13 protein-coding genes and 2 pseudogenes are annotated in these 16,244 nt (G+C 65.7%); 5 read left to right on the top strand and 10 right to left on the bottom strand.

Annotated elements, in window-relative coordinates; genetic code table 11:
* A partial coding sequence (locus C7C56_RS03320; RefSeq protein WP_219933097.1) for an AMP-binding enzyme occupies positions 1-1,256 on the top strand: 1,256 nt, incomplete at its 5' end.
* A gap of 35 nt (positions 1,257-1,291) precedes the next feature.
* Here C7C56_RS03320 and C7C56_RS03325 read toward each other — a convergent pair.
* Positions 1,292-2,035, bottom strand: coding sequence for a helix-turn-helix domain-containing protein (locus C7C56_RS03325; RefSeq protein WP_106756077.1), 744 nt, complete (start codon positions 2,033-2,035; stop codon positions 1,292-1,294).
* A 306-nt stretch (positions 2,036-2,341) separates the two neighbouring features.
* On the opposite strand from C7C56_RS03325, the pseudogene C7C56_RS30660 reads away from it, so the two are divergent.
* Together C7C56_RS30660 and C7C56_RS30460 are read left to right on the top strand one after the other, a co-directional pair.
* Positions 2,342-2,478 (top strand): annotated as a pseudogene (locus tag C7C56_RS30660) (ISNCY-like element ISAtsp9 family transposase); the annotation flags it as partial.
* A 204-nt stretch (positions 2,479-2,682) separates the two neighbouring features.
* A complete protein-coding gene (locus tag C7C56_RS30460) occupies positions 2,683-4,251 on the top strand; it encodes a GGDEF domain-containing protein (protein ID WP_106756078.1) in 1,569 nt (522 codons plus the stop codon).
* A gap of 353 nt (positions 4,252-4,604) precedes the next feature.
* On the opposite strand, the gene hslU is transcribed toward C7C56_RS30460, so the two are convergent.
* The 4 genes from hslU to dksA all read right to left on the bottom strand — a co-directional run bounded on the left by hslU (position 4,605) and on the right by dksA (position 8,835).
* Positions 4,605-5,945: an ATP-dependent protease ATPase subunit HslU gene (gene hslU, locus C7C56_RS03335; protein WP_181373008.1), complete on the bottom strand. Its 1,341-nt coding sequence runs from the start codon at positions 5,943-5,945 to the stop codon at positions 4,605-4,607.
* Between the two features lie 18 nt (positions 5,946-5,963).
* A complete protein-coding gene (gene hslV, locus C7C56_RS03340; RefSeq protein WP_106756079.1) occupies positions 5,964-6,500 on the bottom strand; it encodes an ATP-dependent protease subunit HslV in 537 nt (178 codons plus the stop codon).
* Positions 6,501-6,790: 290 nt separating this feature from the next.
* Complete coding sequence (locus C7C56_RS03345) at positions 6,791-8,131, bottom strand: STAS domain-containing protein (RefSeq protein ID WP_106756080.1); 1,341 nt, start codon at positions 8,129-8,131, stop codon at positions 6,791-6,793.
* 251 nt (positions 8,132-8,382) lie between these two features.
* The gene (gene dksA, locus C7C56_RS03350; protein WP_106756087.1) at positions 8,383-8,835 is read right to left on the bottom strand and encodes an RNA polymerase-binding protein DksA; all 453 of its coding nucleotides are present in this window, start codon (positions 8,833-8,835) and stop codon (positions 8,383-8,385) included.
* On the opposite strand from dksA, the gene C7C56_RS28580 reads away from it, so the two are divergent.
* On the top strand, positions 8,834-9,712 hold the full coding sequence (locus C7C56_RS28580; RefSeq protein WP_181373006.1) for a hypothetical protein: 879 nt from the start codon (positions 8,834-8,836) through the stop codon (positions 9,710-9,712). The two genes, dksA and C7C56_RS28580, sit on opposite strands and share 2 nt — an antisense overlap.
* On the opposite strand, the gene C7C56_RS03355 is transcribed toward C7C56_RS28580, so the two are convergent.
* The 5 genes from C7C56_RS03355 to C7C56_RS03375 all read right to left on the bottom strand — a co-directional run bounded on the left by C7C56_RS03355 (position 9,665) and on the right by C7C56_RS03375 (position 15,417).
* The gene (locus C7C56_RS03355) at positions 9,665-10,735 is read right to left on the bottom strand and encodes a CobW family GTP-binding protein (protein WP_106756081.1); all 1,071 of its coding nucleotides are present in this window, start codon (positions 10,733-10,735) and stop codon (positions 9,665-9,667) included. The two genes, C7C56_RS28580 and C7C56_RS03355, sit on opposite strands and share 48 nt — an antisense overlap.
* A gap of 204 nt (positions 10,736-10,939) precedes the next feature.
* The gene (locus C7C56_RS03360) at positions 10,940-11,890 is read right to left on the bottom strand and encodes a tyrosine recombinase XerC (protein ID WP_106756082.1); all 951 of its coding nucleotides are present in this window, start codon (positions 11,888-11,890) and stop codon (positions 10,940-10,942) included.
* 3 nt (positions 11,891-11,893) lie between these two features.
* Positions 11,894-12,556 carry a DUF484 family protein gene (locus C7C56_RS03365; RefSeq protein WP_106756083.1) on the bottom strand — a complete coding sequence of 221 codons (663 nt, stop codon included), beginning with the start codon at positions 12,554-12,556 and terminating at the stop codon, positions 11,894-11,896.
* A gap of 233 nt (positions 12,557-12,789) precedes the next feature.
* Positions 12,790-14,055, bottom strand: a complete 1,266-nt coding sequence (locus C7C56_RS03370) for a porin (RefSeq protein WP_106756084.1) — start codon at positions 14,053-14,055, stop codon at positions 12,790-12,792.
* Positions 14,056-14,307: 252 nt separating this feature from the next.
* Entirely contained in the window at positions 14,308-15,417 is a 1,110-nt protein-coding gene (locus tag C7C56_RS03375) for a porin (RefSeq protein ID WP_229458006.1), read from the bottom strand.
* Positions 15,418-15,881: 464 nt separating this feature from the next.
* On the opposite strand from C7C56_RS03375, the pseudogene C7C56_RS03380 reads away from it, so the two are divergent.
* Positions 15,882-16,244: pseudogene (locus tag C7C56_RS03380) on the top strand (hypothetical protein); the annotation flags it as partial.

Consider the following 16,244-nt stretch of genomic DNA (forward strand, 5'->3'; position numbering starts at 1 on the left):
CCGCCGCCGGTGCCGCCGCCGGTGCGGCCCAAGCCGCCGGCGCGGCGCCGTGGTGGTCCGAGCGCGGCCAGCTGCGCCGCTACGTGGCCGACAGCATCGCCGGCGAGCTCGCGCGCATGCGCCACGACAGCGCGCTGTCGAACGCGCACTGGGGTGACGCGCTTTCGCTCGACGACGACCTCGGCGTCGATTCGCTCGAACTGATGCAACTGGCCGGCACGCTGGCGCAGGCGCTGCATCTGCACCTTAGCGGGGTCGAGGACTACCTGCTGGCCAGGCGCACGCTGGGCCAGTGGGTCGACGTCGCCGCCGCCGGCCTGGCGCACGACGCGCGCCGGATCACCTTCCACACCTCGGGCAGCGGCGGCGCGCCCAAGCCGTGCGGGCACGCGCTCGGCGCGCTCGAGCAGGAGGCGGCCGAACTGGCGCGCCTGTTCGGCGGCCGCCGCCGGCTGGTCGTCGCCGTCCCGTGCCACCACCTGTACGGCTTCCTGTTCTCGATCCTGCTCGCGCGCGCGCTCGGCCTCGGCGTCGACGCCGTGGTCGACGCGCGCGGCTGGGTGCCGGCGCAACTGGCGCGGCGCCTGCTGCCCGGCGACCTCGTGCTCGGCCACCCGGCGTTCTGGCGCGGCGTGGCCGACGGCGCGCAACGCATGCCGGCAGACGTGGTCGGCGTGAGCTCGACAGCGCCGTGCCCGCCGGCGCTGGCGCACGCGCTCGCGGGGTGCGGGCTGGCCGCGCTGATCGAAGTCTACGGTTCATCCGAGACCGCCGGCGTCGGCTGGCGCGCCGGCCCGGACGCGCCGTTCCGGCTGTTCAAACACTGGTCGCGCGATCCGGCGCTGCCGGCCACGCTGTCGCGCACGCTGCCCGACGGCGGCACGCTCGCGTGCGACTGCCCCGACCTGCTCGACTGGCGCGACGGGCGCCACTTCGTGCTCGGCGCGCGCCACGACAGCGCGGTCCAGGTCGGCGGCGTCAACGTGTTCCCCGAGCGCGTGCGCGAGGTGCTGCGCCGGCATCCGCAGGTGCGCGACGCGGCGGTGCGGCTGATGCGCGCCGACGAGGGCGACCGGCTCAAGGCCTTCATCGTGCCCGCGCCCGGGGTGGACGACCCGGCGCTGTTCGCCGCCCAGTTGCGGCGCTGGATCGACCGCATGCTGCCGGCCGCGCAACGGCCGAAGGCGATCGCGACCGGCAGCGCGCTGCCGCGCACTGCCGCCGGCAAGCTGTGCGACTGGAACGCCGGCAACTAGCTAGGAGCCTGTCGAACTTAGGATCGCCGGCTGGACTAGGCCGGCGGCGCGCGCCGCAGCGCCGTGAACGCGGCGAACTCCCACGAACGGAAACCGAGCAGCAGCGTGAAGCCGTCACGCGCGCCGCCGGGCAGGCGGCGGTCGTTCTGGTGCAGGCGCGCCAGTTCGCCGGCCAGCTGGCGGATCTTGAGCACCAGCTCCTGCGCGCTCGGCAGCGACAGCCGCGCCGGCAGGCACATCAAGGTTTCGCCCGGGCCGTCGAAGCGGTCGTTGAAGTAGTCGGCCACCACGTGCTCGCGGAAGTAGTGCTGCACCGGGCCGTCGGGCATCCAGTGGAAGGCGTTCGAGACGCGCAGGCTGTAGCGGTTGAGCGGCTTGAGCTCGATCACCCGCAGCCGGTCGAGCTCGGCCAGAAAGCCGATGCATTCGGTTTCGCTCAGCGCGTACGTCTCGAGCACCTGCTCGACGCTCCAGTGGCCCAGGCAGCAGATCGCCACGAGCAGCAGACGCGGATTGGCGATCAGCGATTTTTCCTGGGTCAGGGTGAGGGTGTCGGCATGCACCTTGTGGTCGGCGGCGCGGCGCAGCACGTCCTCCATCGCGACGCCGGCGGCGCCGCAGATCTGCGCCAGGCGCGACAGCGACATGTCCTTCTGGCCGAACATGCGTTTGATGCTCGACTCGCTCATGTCGATGCGCTCGGCCAGCATCTTGTACGTTATGCCGGCGCCGCGCAGTTCGGTGCGCAAGATCTGCACGACCAGTTCGGGTGAACTCATGAAACTCCCTTTGTACACGTGGTTGTAAAAAACTTGGTTGGAACACTGCTTGAAAATTTGCGTGGAAACCCGCTTGGAACTTCGTTGGAAAGTCGCATCTGGCGCGACCATGGGTGCAGTTTAGCGCCGCTTTTGACAAGCCGCTGGTACTTTTTGGCGGCGGCGGCGACACTGGCGCCCTGCATCCGATCCGCCTTTCCCGACACGGCCGCAACGCCAAGCGCGTCGCCGCCACAGCATGGCCTGATCGCGGGCGCCCGTCGCGGGCGCCCGCAGGCGGCCGAATCCGTCTGCTCACATCCAATCACGGCCGAGAATGTCGCCAAAGTCGTGCAAGCGGGTCGCTCCCGTTGGAAATCGGGAACGAAAATAACAACGCAGACAAAGGGCCACACTTCGCGCACAACTTTGGCCATGGCCAACAGCATCTGTCGAGTGAATTGTGAACTGTTGCTGTTTCCACGCGTAGTTGTTGACAAACGCCAACCCGGTCCTCTGCTGGCTTACAATCGCCATAGTCAACGCCCGAGAGGGCGGTTTAGTCCAACATCGTTTATCCGCAGATGGTACTGCGCGGGTTCTATTTTTGCGTTTCGGGAGCGGCGGATAACGCCATGCGTTAGCAACGGAACAATACGGGAAAGCGGATGCAGAGCATCTCAATAGCAAGCAAGTTCCTCCTGTTTTCACAGGCGGCAGCTGCCATGGTGACACTGGTGGGTGGCATTGTGCTTGCCGGGTGGTGGTTCAATGTCGCCATTCTAAAAACAGTCGCGCCCGGCCTGGTTTCCATGAAAGCCAATACAGCGACCTGCCTGTTGGCTGCGGGTGTCGCGCTATTCCTGCTCAATGAACGCTTTAGTGGTGTAGCGCGGAAGCGAACTGGCCTGTTCTTGGCGCTGGCGGTGTTCGTCATCGCAGGCCTTACGCTGGCGGAATACGCCCTGCGGAGGGAATTTGGCATTGACGAACTGCTGTTCGACGACGATACGCGGGCGACCTCAACATCGCATCCCGGACGAATGGCGCCGGTGACTGCGCTGTCTCTGTTCCTGGTCGGCGCGGCCCTTCTGCTGGTCGATCGTGCTACCCGCGTCGCGCGCCGTATCGCTATGTGGGTATTGTTGCTCGCCATGCTTGGAATCTTGGGCTATGCGTTCGAGGTTGAGTCCATGTATCGCGTTAGCGCGTACACATCGATGGCAGTGCACACCGCCCTTGCGCTCGCCGTCCTGAGCCTCGGCATCATTACGTCACGCACCAGGCAAGGTTGCATGGATGTCATACTGAGTGACAGCGCTGGCGGCACCATGGCTCGCCGCCTGCTGTTGCTCATCCCGGTGCTGCTCTTCGGACTGGGCTGGCTGTCCTTTCAGGGGCAGAAGGCAGGTTTTTACGACAGCCAGTTTGGCTTTTCGCTCGTGATCGCAACCAGTATGGGGTTCTCGGCGATTTTTATCATGAATGTCGCCCACATGCTGCAAATCGCCGATGCCAAACGTTTTTCCGTCCAGCGGCAACTCGCCACGCTCAATTACCGTCTTGAACAGACCGTTCTCGAACGAACCAGCGAACTGGAGAATGTCAATCAGAATCTGGCCATCGAAATCGCCGAACGCAAGCAGGCGGAAAAGGAAGTGCGTCGCTTGTCCGTGACCGACGAGCTGACCGGGCTGCTCAATCGCCGCGGGTTTCTTCTCCTGGCCGAGCAAGATTTGCGGGCGGCCAAGCGCGCCAAAGCCGTGCGTGCCTTGATATATCTCGACCTCGACGGGCTCAAGCATGTCAACGACACCCATGGGCACAAGGCCGGTGATGCCTTGCTGATTGAGAGTGCACGCGTGTTGAAGGTGTGTTTCCGGGATGCCGACATCGTGGCTCGACTCGGTGGTGACGAATTTTCCATACTGGCCGCCAATGGCGAGAAAACAGAAATTATGTTGACACGCATTCACGCAGCGGTAGCGCAGTTCAACCAAGGTGGCGCGATGTCCCACGCACTATCGTTCAGCATCGGTGCCATCCGTTGCCTGCCAACCGATGAAAGGTCTCTGCTGGAACAGCTGAACGAAGCGGACACCTTGATGTACGAACAGAAGAAAGAACGCCGCCTCCGGCAAAATGCACAACGAAGCATTCCCAGTGGTGCCGACTCATCCCCGAACAAGGCGATCGAGGCGTCGCCGGAAATCGGCGCACCTGATCTTCATCGTTAGGACCGTTAGGGCCCATGCGGGGCGCACAGGCGGCCAGGCGCGGTTTCATGGACATTTTTCACGCTGACGACCAGGCCGCGCTGCAGCGGCCGTGGGGGGGCGCACGGTGTTTACGGGTGTTTACTTCTTGGGTGGGCGCGCAGGGGCGGTGCGGAGCCGGCCGCGCCGCGCTTGGCGGCCGGCGCCACGAACTTGCGCTGCTAGTTTGTGTGCTGGGCCGGCGTGGGGAATTGGCCTGGCTAAGCGAGGCCCTGCGTAACGGGCCCGCCGTGCAAGGCGGGCCGCCTTCGCCCGAGCCCAAAAGCCTTATTGCGAAGCCCTTGTTCGCCATGTCGCGCTCACCCTGTGCGCCGTCACAGCACGTAGCGTGACAAGTCCTCGTTGACGGCCAGTTTTTCGAGCCGCTCGTTGACATACGCGGCGTCGATCGTGACCACGCGCCCGCTCGTCTCGCTGGCCGTGAACGAGACCTCCTCGAGCAGCTTCTCCATGACCGTGTACAGGCGGCGCGCGCCGATGTTCTCGGTGCGCTCGTTGACCGAGAAGGCGATCTCGGCGAGCCGGGTGACGCCCTCGGGCGCGAACACCACGCGCACGTTCTCGGTCGCCAGCAGCGCCTCGTACTGCTTGGTCAGGCAGGCGTCGGTGCTGGTGAGGATGCATTCGAAATCGGCGATCGAGAGCGACTCGAGCTCGACCCGGATCGGGAAGCGCCCCTGCAGCTCCGGGATCAGGTCCGACGGCTTGGCCAGGTGGAAGGCGCCCGAGGCGATGAACAGGATGTGGTCGGTGCGGATCATGCCGTACTTGGTGTTGACGGTGGTGCCCTCGACCAGCGGCAGCAGGTCGCGCTGGACGCCGGCGCGCGAGACATCGGCGTTGCCGGTTTCCGAGCGCGAGGCGATCTTGTCGATCTCGTCGAGGAACACGATGCCGTTCTGCTCGACGTTGGCGATCGCGATCTGCTTCATCTCGTCGTCGTTGATGAGCTTGGCGGCCTCCTCGTCGATGAGCAGCTTGAAGGCCTCGCGGATCTTGATCTTGCGCGGCTTCTTGCGCGCGCCGCCCATGCCCGAAAACATCGACTTGATCTGCTCGGTCATCTCCTCCATGCCGGGCGGGGCCATGATTTCCATGGCCGGGCCGGCGTCGGCCAGTTCGAGCTCGATCTCGCGCTCGTCGAGGCCGCCCTCGCGCAAGCGCTTGCGGAAGGTCTGGCGCGTGCTGTCGCCCTCCTTCGGCTCGCCGGCGGCGGCGCCGGTGTTGAAGCCGAAATCGCGCGCCGGCGGCACCAGGATGTCGAGCACGCGCTCCTCGGCGGCGTCCTCGGCGCGCTTGCGCACTTTTTTCATTTCGCTCGCGCGGGTCTGTTTGACGCCGATCTCGATCAGGTCGCGGATGATGGTGTCGACGTCGCGGCCCACATAGCCGACCTCGGTGAACTTGGTGGCCTCGATCTTGATGAACGGCGCCTCGGCCAGGCGCGCGAGGCGGCGCGCGATCTCGGTCTTGCCCACGCCGGTGGGGCCGATCATGAGGATGTTCTTGGGGGTGATCTCGTAGCGCAGGGGCTCGGCCACCTGCTGGCGGCGCCAGCGGTTGCGCAGCGCGATGGCGACCGCGCGCTTGGCGTTGCCCTGGCCGACCACATGTTTGTCGAGCTCCGAGACGATCTCGGAGGGGGTCATGTTCATGATGTTGGATGGCATGGCTTAGTCCAGCGTTTCGATGATGTGGGACATATTGGTATAGATGCACAGCTGGCCGGCGATGGTCAGCGACTTGCTGACGATTTCGGCCGGCGAGAGGTCGGTGTTCTCCTGGAGCGCCTTGGCGGCCGACTGGGCGAAGGTGCCGCCCGAGCCGATCGCGCCGACCCCGTCCTCGGGCTCGAGCACGTCGCCGTTGCCGGTGATGACGAGGGTCGATTCGTGGTCGGCCACGAGCAGCATCGCCTCGAGGCGGCGCAGCACGCGGTCGGTGCGCCAGTCCTTGGCCAGCTCGACCGAGGCGCGCAACAGGTGTCCCTGGTGTTTTTCGAGCTTGCCTTCGAAGCGGTCGAGCAGGGTGAAGGCGTCGGCGGTGCCGCCGGCGAAGCCGACCAGCACCTTTCCCTGGTACACCTTGCGCACCTTGCGCGCGGTGCCCTTCATGATGATGTTGCCGAGTGTGACCTGGCCATCGCCGCCGAGCGCGACCTGTTTGCCGCGCCGCACGCACAAGATTGTGGTGCCGTGAAATTGTTCCATGCAAGCCTCTTAGTTATTTGTCCAGCCTTCTGAGAATGGGGCTGTTAAACGAAATTACAAGGGCGGGCTGAGGGCAGGGGGCCGGCGGCATGCCTCGCCCCTGGCTGGCGCCAGCAAGCGGAGATTGGGCCGAACACGCCGTTTGGATGTCGGCGAATACCGGATCATCTATACCGTTGTTGCTGATACTGTCGAAATGCTAGTCGTGGGAAAGCGAAACGACGACAAAGTTGTCCGGATGTGGGACCGGAGCAAGTAGGTATGAAGGCAGGCCAATGGCGTGCTTTTTTCTAATATTTGTGCGGGAACAGCCGCGAGACGCCTGGGTAGCCCAGCAGTTTGAACAGCGCCGCGACCAGATGGTTCATGTCACGAAATTCGATCCGCTTGTCGGCCGCGTGCAGGGGCCGCAAACGGCTCAGCAGGGAGCTGGCCGCGCTGTAGTCGACGCGCCCGAGCCGCGAGCAGTCGAGCACGACGGGGTCGTATTGTTCGGCGTAGGCCTCGATTTTTTCGAACAGCGTGGTGCTAAAGCCGTCGATCAGCGGCGGTAGCATGAAGCGGTCGGAGGTCGACGGCGTGCGCACGCTCGCCTCGGCCGCGGCCGCCATGTTGGCGGGCGCCTCGAACGACGGCGGCGACACCTCGTAGGTCACGCAATAGTCCATCGCGGTCTCTTCGAAGTCTTTTTCTTTGTTCATCAGTTGCAGCAGCGCCAGCAGCAGCAGCCACGGCGCCTCGCTCGCGTCGCGCTCGCCGGTGGCGATGTTGGCGCGGATGATGTCGGCCAGCTCGCTCGCGCCCGCGACGATCAGCTCGCCGCCGCCGGCGCGCAGGTCTTTCATCGCGCCGAGGATCAGGGTGCAGCCTTCGGGGGTTGCCGATTTGACGCGGCCGAACTCGAGGCGGAACAGCGGGCTGCTGCCAGCGAGCCCGAGCAGGCGCTTCAGCTGCGGCGCGATGGCGGCGTCGAGCGCGCCCGTGAACGCCTCGGTCGGGGTGACCCCGGAGCGCGCGGTGTTGTCGTCGGTGCCCGCCGGCGGCGGCGCCGACCAGCTAGGCGGCGAGGTTTCGAAGCGGCTGGCGTAATCGATGGCGACGTTGTCGAAGTCGTCCTGGCGGCCGCTGACCTGGTACAGGTCGAACAGCATCCACCAGACGGTGCGGTCGGTCTGGCCGACGTCGGCGAGGCTCTCGAGCAGCAGGTGCTCGGCGACCTCGAGCTCGTCGTTGGCGTACATGATGGCGATTTCTTCGATGACCGGCGCGGTCGTCGCGTGCAGCGGGGCGTCGGAGACCTCGTCGTCGGCCAGCAGCTCGGTCGTGGCCAGCTCGAGCATTGGCAGGGTCGGGTGCGGGGTGTTGTCGCCGACCGCCTTGGCGCCGATGCGCACGGTGCGCTTGGCGCCGCTGCCCCAGGCCGGCTCGGGGGTGTTGAAGATGTCGGAGGCCATGGCCGATTCGATCGCGTCGATCTTGGCGGCGGTGGCGCGGGCGATCTCGCGCTGGCGCGCGCGCTCGGTGTCGGAATCGCCCATGCGGGTGGACTCGCCGCCGCGCGCGCGCGCGTCGACGACCGGATCTTCCGTTTCTTCGTTCTTTTTTCCCTTGAAAATGGAGAAAATACCCACGTCGTTTCCTGTCTGATGTTGCGGCGCTGTTCGTCACGGTAGCACGGCGGGCGGTCGAATGGACCGCGCACCACGCGCACCGGTCAAAAATAATGTTGCGAACCTATAGTGTAGCCGAACGGCAAGGGTTTCGTTGCACAGCTGAACGCTTTTGCGTCCGCGAATACAAACTGGCGCTTGCTCCACGCCAAAACAGGTGGAAAAAAAAGCATGCGGTGTTGCTCGCATGCTTTTGGTCCGGAAGGGCGCGGTTAATCGCCGTACAGTTTTTGTTTGAGCTCGCGCCGTTGCTGCGCTTCGAGCGACAGGGTCGCGGTCGGGCGCGCGATCAGGCGCGGGATGCCGATCGGCTCGCCCGTCTCTTCGCACCAGCCGTAGTCGCCGCCGTCGATCGAGGCGATCGACTGCTGCACTTTTTTGAGCAGCTTGCGTTCGCGGTCGCGGGTGCGCAGTTCGAGCGCGTGTTCTTCTTCGATCGTGGCGCGGTCGGCCGGGTCGGGCACGAGCACGGTTTCGCGCAGGTGCTCGGTGGTCTCGCCGGCGTTGCGCAGCAGGTCTTTTTCGAGCTGCTGCAGGCGCGCCTTGAAGAAAGCCAACTGCGCCGGGTTCATGTAGTCCTTCTCGTTCATGACGCGAATTTCATCTTCGGTCAGGAGGCGGCCATCGGCGCTCGCGGCTGGGGTCGATTTAGTTGTTTTAGTCATGACTTCGCTTACCTTCGATACGACAGAGGTTTTCATTTTATCAGCTAACTCGCCTGCGGCCTCGGCAACTGCACCGGTGCCCATGGGCGAATCGACTACCTTGACGGGTTGCTGGGCCACCGCCTTTGCACTGCCCGCCCCGCGCGCTTTTGGCGCTGGCGCGGCGTCCGCCGGTGCAGCCGCGGGCGCTTTTGCCACCCGCTTCGCCGGACCGGCAACCGGCTTTGCCGGCGCCGCCGCCAGCGCTGCGGCGGGCTTGGAGACTGGCTTCGACACCGCTTTTGATGCCGCTTTTGATGCCGCTTTTGATGCCGCTTTCACAGCAAGCTTTTCTACGGCCGCTGGCCGGGCGGCGCAGTTCGGGGCCGCCTTGGCCGCCGCTTTAGGCGCCGCCTTCGGCACGGCTTTGCCCACCGCCTTGGCCGGCGCTTTCGGCGCCGCTTTCACAACCGCCTTAGCAACTGCCGGCTTGGCCACCTTGGCAACTGCCGGTTTGCTGGCCGGCCGCGCCGCCACCGCCGGTGCCGCCTTGGCCCTGCCGCCGACTGCCGGCCGCAACGCGCTCGAGATTTTCTTTGCCAGCACCGTCGCCACGGTCTTGATCATGCCGGCGCCTTTGCGCTGCGGGCTCGCCACCTTGCCCGCCTTGGCCGGGGCTTTGGTGGTTTTTGCCGATTTCGTCACGCTCTGCGTCATATTGCCATCCCGATGTCATCCCCCCGCCGCATTGGCGTGTTGGCAAATCAGTCGTCAAACAAGGGCAATGCACAGGGCGGCGCGTACTCAACAGGCCGTATTTAAAGACCGTGCATCACGAAACCGGAATAGTTTATACCAAACATTGCTCCAATCCATGGATAAAGACATCTTTCGGTAAATTTTTGCCAATAAACACCATTTTGCTGCCGCGTTCTTCGGTTTCGTCCCATTTGGCGCCGATATCGCTGCCCATCATCTGGTGCACCCCCTGGAAAACGACTTTGCGGTCGGCCCCGTCCATGAGCAAAACACCCTTGTAGCGCAGCATGCGCGGGCCGAAGGCCTGCACCACCGAGCCGAGGAACTCGTCGAGCAGGGCCGGGTCGAAGGGGCGCGCGCTCTTGAACACGAACGCGGCGATCTCGTCGTCGTGGCGGGCGCTATGGTGGTCGTGGCCGTGGCCGTGCTCGTGATCGTGATCGTGGCCGTGTCCGCAAGCCTCGCTGTGCACATGGCCGTCCGCGTCCCCTTGCCCGTCCGCGGGCGCGCCCAGGAACGCCGGATCGAGTTCGAGTTTGTCGTTGAGGTTGAAGCCGCGGATGTCGAGCACGTCGGCGATGGCGATCCGGCCGTGATCGGATTGGAGCATCGGCGCGCGCGGATTGATGCGTCCCAGGCGCGCCTTGAGCGCCGCCAGCGCGCCGGCGTCGACTAGGTCGGTCTTCGAGATGAGCAGTTTGTCGGCGAAGCCGACCTGGCGCTGCGCCTCCTCGTGCTCGTCGAGCTGGGTCATGGCGTGGCGCGCGTCGACCACGGTGATCACGGCGTCGAGCATGTAGTGGGCGTTCACTTCCTCGTCGACGAAGAAGGTCTGGGCCACCGGGCCGGGGTTGGCCAGGCCGGTCGTTTCGATGACCACGCGGTCGAAGGCGAGTTCGCCGGCCTCGCGCCTTTGCGCCAGCGCGGCCAGCGCCACGATCAGGTCGCCGCGCACGCTGCAGCAGATGCAGCCGTTGTTCATCTCGATGATCTGTTCGCCGCTGTCGTGGACCAGGATTTCGTTGTCGATGTTCTCCTGGCCGAACTCGTTCTCGATGACGGCGATGCGCAGCCCGTGCTCCTCCTGCAGGATGCGCTTGAGCAGCGTGGTCTTGCCAGCGCCCAGGAAGCCCGTCAGGATGGTGCAGGGGATTAAGGCCATTTTGATGTTCCGTATCTTTATGGTGTGTCGGGGCCCGCCGCATGCCGCCGGTCGGCCGAGCGCGAAGAACGAGCGATTATGCCGGATTTCGCCATTTGCTTCCATTTAACGCGTCGCGGCTTGATCCCGCTCATTCCCGGGCCGTTGCTTTATTTGCTCATTTGCTTGCTCATTTGCTTGCTCATTTGCTTGCTCATTTTCTCCCTACTTGCTTTTGGCGCGCGGGTGCGCCTTGTCGTAGACCGCCGCCAGATGCTGGAAGTCGAGCGCGGTGTAGACCTGGGTCGAGGTGATGCTCGCATGCCCGAGCAGTTCCTGCACCGCGCGCAGGTCGCCCGACGATTGCAGCACGTGCGAGGCGAACGAGTGGCGCAGCACGTGCGGATGGACGTCGACGCTGGTGCCGGCCAGGCGGGCGAAGGTTTTCATGCGTAGCTGGACCACGCGCGGCGTCATGCGGCTGCCCCGCTGCGACAGGAACAGGGCGTTGCCGGCCGCCGCGAGCGGGGCCGGGCGCACCGCCAGCCAGGCCCGCAACGCGGCGAGCGCGTGGCTGCCGACGGGCACGCTGCGCCGCTTGCCGCCCTTGCCGGTGACCATGACCTCGCCCGCGTCGAGGTCGATCCAGCCGAGCGACCCGGGCGCCGCCCCGGCCGCCCGGGTGTAATGCACGTCGAGCCCGGCCAGCTCCGAGACCCGCAGCCCGCTCGAATACATCAGCTCGAACATGGCGCGGTTGCACAGGGCGGGCGGCTCGGGGTGGCCGGCCGCGTGCGCGCCGCCGCCGACCAGTTGCACCGCGTCGTCGACCGACAGCGCCTTGGGCAATGTCTTGGCGCGGCGCGGCGCGCGCACCCCCTCGACCGGATTCGACGCGAGGCCGATCTCGAGCGCGAGCCAGCCGAAAAAGCCGCGCCAGCTCGACAGTTTGCGCGCGATCGAGCGCGGGTCGAGGCCCTGCGCGTGCAGGCGCGCCGTGAAGCGCCGGATATCGAAGTGGCCCAGCCCGTCCCAGCCGGCCGCGCCGGCCAGCGTGGCCAGTTCCAGCAGGTCGCGCCGGTAGGCGCCGATGGTGTGGGGCGAGAGCTGGCGCCCGGTGGCCAGGCCGTCAAGGTAGTGCTCCACCCAGTCGAGCTTGGCGTCGCCCCCGGACATGGCCTAGGCCCGCAGCGAGGCCAGCGCGGCGCTGGCGGTTTCGCCGATGTGGATCAGGAAGTCGGTCGCCATGCTCGCCGTGAAGCGCGCCGGGTCGGGCGAGCCGAGGATCAGCAGGCCGAACGCCGAGGTGCCCGCGCGCAGCGGCACGATCGCGGTCGACTGCACGCTGGCGGCGTCGTCGAGCCAGCGCACCGCCTCGAAGTCGTGGTTGTTGCCGCAGTAGGGCGCGTGCAGGCTGTTGGCGAAGATGCGGGCGTCGTCCGAGACGCCGCTGGTGTACCAGCCGTCGGCGTGCGCCGGGGCCAGGTCCCACAGGCGCACCGTCGCGTGCGGCAGCGTGAAGTGGCTGCGCAGGCCGTCGGTGAGCGCGCGCGGCAGGTCCGGCTCGTTGCGCACCTCGAGCAGGCTGCAGGTCCAGGCGTGGAATTTGTTGGCGATGGCGGCGTTGTCCTGCGCCGTGCGCACCAGGTTGGCCATGCTCAGTTCCAGCGTCTTGTATTTGTCGCGCATCATTTCCATCTGGCGTTCCTGGAGCGACACGGTCTTGCCGGTCAGCGGGCTCGACAGTTTCACCTGGCCCAGCAGGGCGGCGTGCTCTTCGAAAAACAGGGGGTTGTCGGCCAAAAAGGCGGCGACGGCGGCGGAGTCCAGTGTTGCGGTCATGGGTATCGGGGGCGTGAGCGTAAGAAAGTGAGCGTGAAGAAACTAGGGGAGTGGCGCGCCAATGGCGCCAGCGGGCCTTGGCCGCGGACAAACGCAATTCTAACCGTTTGTTGATGTTTGTTGACGTTTGTTGACGTTTGTTGACTTCCGCCAGCGCATTGGCGCCGCGCGAACGAAAAAAAGACGCCCGGGGGCGTCTTTTGGGGGCCGCCGCGGCAAGCCGCGGGCAGCGATCAGAAGCGGTGGCGAACGCCGATCTGCAGTGCCGAGCTGTCTTCGCCTGGCGTCTTGGTGAAGCCGCCAGGTGCGCTGGCCGCGCCCGGGGTGTACTGGGCTTGATTGTCGTTCTTGATGTGCGAGTAGACGGTGTAGACGTCGGTGCGCTTGGACAGGTTGTAGTCGTAACCGATGCCCATCAGGGTGGCGTCGCTGTTGGAGGCGAGCTTGTCGTTTTGCTTGGCGAACGTCGCCATGATGCGGCCGGCGCCGATCGCGTAGTGGCCACCGATCTGGAAGCTGGTCGCGTCGACGATGGTGTTGGCGCGGATGTTGGTGATGAAGATGTTGCGCAGCGCGGTCGCGGTGGCGACGCCGAGCGGCGCCAGCGACGGCGCGACGGTCGAATCCCAGCCGCCGATGTAGTCGCGCAGCAGGGCCGAGTTGCGGTTGCGCTGGGCGTGGAAGCCGGCGAACAGCTTGAAGTCGCCCATCTTGTACGAACCGCCGGCGGTCGAGGTGACCAGGCTGCTGTTGCCGTCGAGGTCGGTGCCGCGGTTGTGGCCGATACCCATGTCGAAGCCGTTGGCCTTGTAGGTCACGGCGGCGCCGATGAATTTCTCGTAGCGGCCCAGGTAGCCCGAGTTCTTGAAGCCGTACATGACCGAGCCGCCCAGGCCTTTTGGCGTGGCGATGCGGTACTGGATCGATTTTTGCGAGCGGATGTCGGCGCCGAGCGAGGTGAAGCCGGCGGTGCCGCCGGTGATGTGGCCCCAGCTGGCGCCGGTGCCCGCTTCGAACACGTCGGCCGCGGCGAAGATCTCGTAGCCGGGGGTGTACATGCGGCCGAGCAGGAAGGCGCCGACCGGCGTGATCATGCCGACCATCGCGGTGCGGTCGAACAGCGCCTTCTCGGCGTTGACGGCGATCTTAGGCTGGAACGCGACGTTCAGGCCGTTGATAATCGGCGCGGGAATGGCGCCCATGCCGCGCGTCAGGTAGCGGCCCTGGTTGGGCGTGATCAGTTCCGGGGTCTGGGTGCCGGTGTCGAGCTCGACGCGCGCTTCGAGCTGGAACATCGCCTTGAAACCGCCGCCGATGTCCTCGGTACCTTTGAGGCCGATGCGTGAGCCGTCGGCGATGCCGCTGACGAGCTTAACCTTCTCGCCCTTGGTCTTCATGATGCCGGCATCGGCGATGCCGTAGATCACAACGCTCGATTGGGCAAAGGCAGGGGCCGCGAAACAGGTAGCGATAACAGCAGCAAATAATTTTGTTTTCATTGCATCTCCAGGGAGGTAATTTTTCTAAAAACGAACGCGCGTACTAATTCGGTCTGACCAATATGCCACCGTTTTTTGGGCTTGTACAGGAAGCCGATACGGCGTCGACGAATGCGGTTGCGGAAATGACACAAAGCGTGTGAAAACGGTATTCCGGAAGGGGCAGGGCGGCGCGAATGTACGCAGATGTACGTATATGGTGACAATTTGCAGTGACATTCGCGGCGCGATCCGCAGCGACATTCGCGGCGCTCAGAACGCGTGGTTCACGCCAAGCGCGAAATGGTTGACGCGGGTCGCGGCGGCGGCCGGCGCCGCGGCCCGCCTGCGCGAGGCGTCGAAGTAGAGCTGGGTGCGCCGCGAGAGGCTGTATTCGTAGCCGAGCGAGAGCTGGCGCGTCCTGGCCACGCCCTCGGGCGACTTCTGGCCGTAGCCGGCGAGCAGCGTGCCCGCTCCCATGGCCCAGTTCGCGCCGAGCACCCACGCCCTGGCGCTGTCGAAGCCCGGCGGGGCGGTGTGGCTATGGTCCTGGCGTATGTACGAGGCCATCAGTTTGAGGCCGGGCACCATGCGCGTGATGTCGATCGAGGCGCCGATCGAATAGACCTCGCTCTCGACGCCGTTGCGTTCGACGGCCAGCATGCCGGCCAGCGGGCCGTTCTTGTAGGTGGTGCTCAGCGAGAACGGGTTGGCCGACGCTTGCGCGCCCGAGGGGTACAGGGGCGGCACGGCGAGCCCGCCAGGGGGCGACTCGCGGGCCGCGACCGTGGCGTTGAGCTGCAGGCCGTTCCATTCGGGCGAGTGGTAGAACACGGCGTCGGACAGGCGGTCGGCCGAGCTGCCGGGCGCGCCGAGCGGGCCGGAGGTGAAGCCGGCCACCATGATGTCGGTCTGGAACCCGGCCGGGGTCGGCAAGCCGTGCCACGGCTCGAAGGCCATGCTCGTTTCCTGGAACGCGCTCAGGCCGCGGCCGATGCGAACCACGCCGAGGCCGCCCTTGAGCCCGACCCAGCTCTGGCCCTGGAACAGGGGGCGCTGCCCGCTGCCGGGGCGGCCCTCGTTGGCGCCGGTCGCGCGGGTGCCGGTGTCGGGCTCGTAGCCGATCTCGAGCTGGAACAACGCCTTGATGCCCGCGCCGAGCTCCCCGGTGCCCTTGACGCCGAGCCTGTTGTGGTCGCGCTTGCCGATGTTGAGGGCGGCGCCGTCGCGCTTGATCAGGCCGAGGTCGATGTTGCCGTACACCATGAGTGGCGCCTGCGCATGGGCCGCACATGCGGTGGCCAGCAGGGCGGTGGCGAGCAGCGTTTTTTTCATGCGCTGTTTGATGTGCTGCTTCATGTGCTGTTTCATGTGCTGTTTCATGTGCTGTTTCATGTACTGATTCATGTGCTGATTCATGTGCTGATTCATGTGCTGTTTCATGTGCTGATTCATATGCTCTTCCTTATGGGGTGAACGGGCGCGCCGCGGGCGCGCCGCGCCGTTTGCCGGAGCTTGCGTTGGCCCCACCTTAATTTCGACGCCGCCGCCGCCCGCCAGGCTTGGTCGGGTATGCCGGGCCGGTTTGGTGGAAGGCGACAAAACGCCCGCGCGCCGTTGTTTTTCGGCCCTTGCGCGCGCCCGTTGCGGACACGTCCATATCGGCGCGGCTTATTTGCGAAAAATCAATAAAAGACGTGTTCGCCGCTGCGGCCCAAGGGCCCCGGCGTAAGCTGTGCATTCGAACGCGGCGCCCTTGTGCCGGGCCCCGCGAATCGTTGCTTCTGCACAAAATTAGTGCGCCACCCGACCGATGTTCCTGCAACTTTCAACGATAAGACTAGCCGATGGCAAACCGTGAAGAACTTGGCATCATCCGCGCCGCGCGCGCCGGACGCCCGCTGGCCCAGGTTGAACTGGGCAAATTGTACTTGCTCGGCAGCACAGGCCTGCCGAAAAGCCTGCCGACCGCGCTGCACTGGCTCGAGCGCGCCGCGTGCCAGGAGTGCCCCGAGGCGTGGGAGCTGATCGGCACCCACATCCCGCTCGAACTGGCGCGCCAGAGCCCGCGTCCGCTGGCGCTCTGGTACGAGCGCGCGTTCGACGCCGGCGTCACGCGCGCCGGCCTGGTGCTGGCGCAACTGGTGCTCGAGCCGCAAGCCGGCGCCGCGCGCGCCGCCGCCCCCAGCGCGCGCACCGCCAAGGCGCTG

The organism is Massilia glaciei, from assembly GCF_003011895.2.
GTDB classification, from domain to species: domain Bacteria; phylum Pseudomonadota; class Gammaproteobacteria; order Burkholderiales; family Burkholderiaceae_D; genus Telluria_A; species Telluria_A glaciei.

Excerpts from the sequence above, each read along its gene's own strand:
- hslV (WP_106756079.1), bottom strand. The coding sequence starts at position 6,500 with ATGGAACAATTTCACGGCACCACAATCTTGTGCGTGCGGCGCGGCAAA.
- C7C56_RS30460 (WP_106756078.1), top strand. The coding sequence starts at position 2,683 with ATGCAGAGCATCTCAATAGCAAGCAAGTTCCTCCTGTTTTCACAGGCG.
- hslU (WP_181373008.1), bottom strand. The coding sequence starts at position 5,945 with ATGAACATGACCCCCTCCGAGATCGTCTCGGAGCTCGACAAACATGTG.
- C7C56_RS03370 (WP_106756084.1), bottom strand. The coding sequence starts at position 14,055 with ATGAAAACAAAATTATTTGCTGCTGTTATCGCTACCTGTTTCGCGGCC.
- C7C56_RS03365 (WP_106756083.1), bottom strand. The coding sequence starts at position 12,556 with ATGACCGCAACACTGGACTCCGCCGCCGTCGCCGCCTTTTTGGCCGAC.
- C7C56_RS03375 (WP_229458006.1), bottom strand. The coding sequence starts at position 15,417 with ATGAAACAGCACATGAAACAGCACATGAAGCAGCACATCAAACAGCGC.
- dksA (WP_106756087.1), bottom strand. The coding sequence starts at position 8,835 with ATGACTAAAACAACTAAATCGACCCCAGCCGCGAGCGCCGATGGCCGC.
- C7C56_RS03355 (WP_106756081.1), bottom strand. The coding sequence starts at position 10,735 with ATGGCCTTAATCCCCTGCACCATCCTGACGGGCTTCCTGGGCGCTGGC.
- C7C56_RS03325 (WP_106756077.1), bottom strand. The coding sequence starts at position 2,035 with ATGAGTTCACCCGAACTGGTCGTGCAGATCTTGCGCACCGAACTGCGC.
- C7C56_RS28580 (WP_181373006.1), top strand. The coding sequence starts at position 8,834 with ATGACTTCGCTTACCTTCGATACGACAGAGGTTTTCATTTTATCAGCT.
- C7C56_RS03360 (WP_106756082.1), bottom strand. The coding sequence starts at position 11,890 with ATGTCCGGGGGCGACGCCAAGCTCGACTGGGTGGAGCACTACCTTGAC.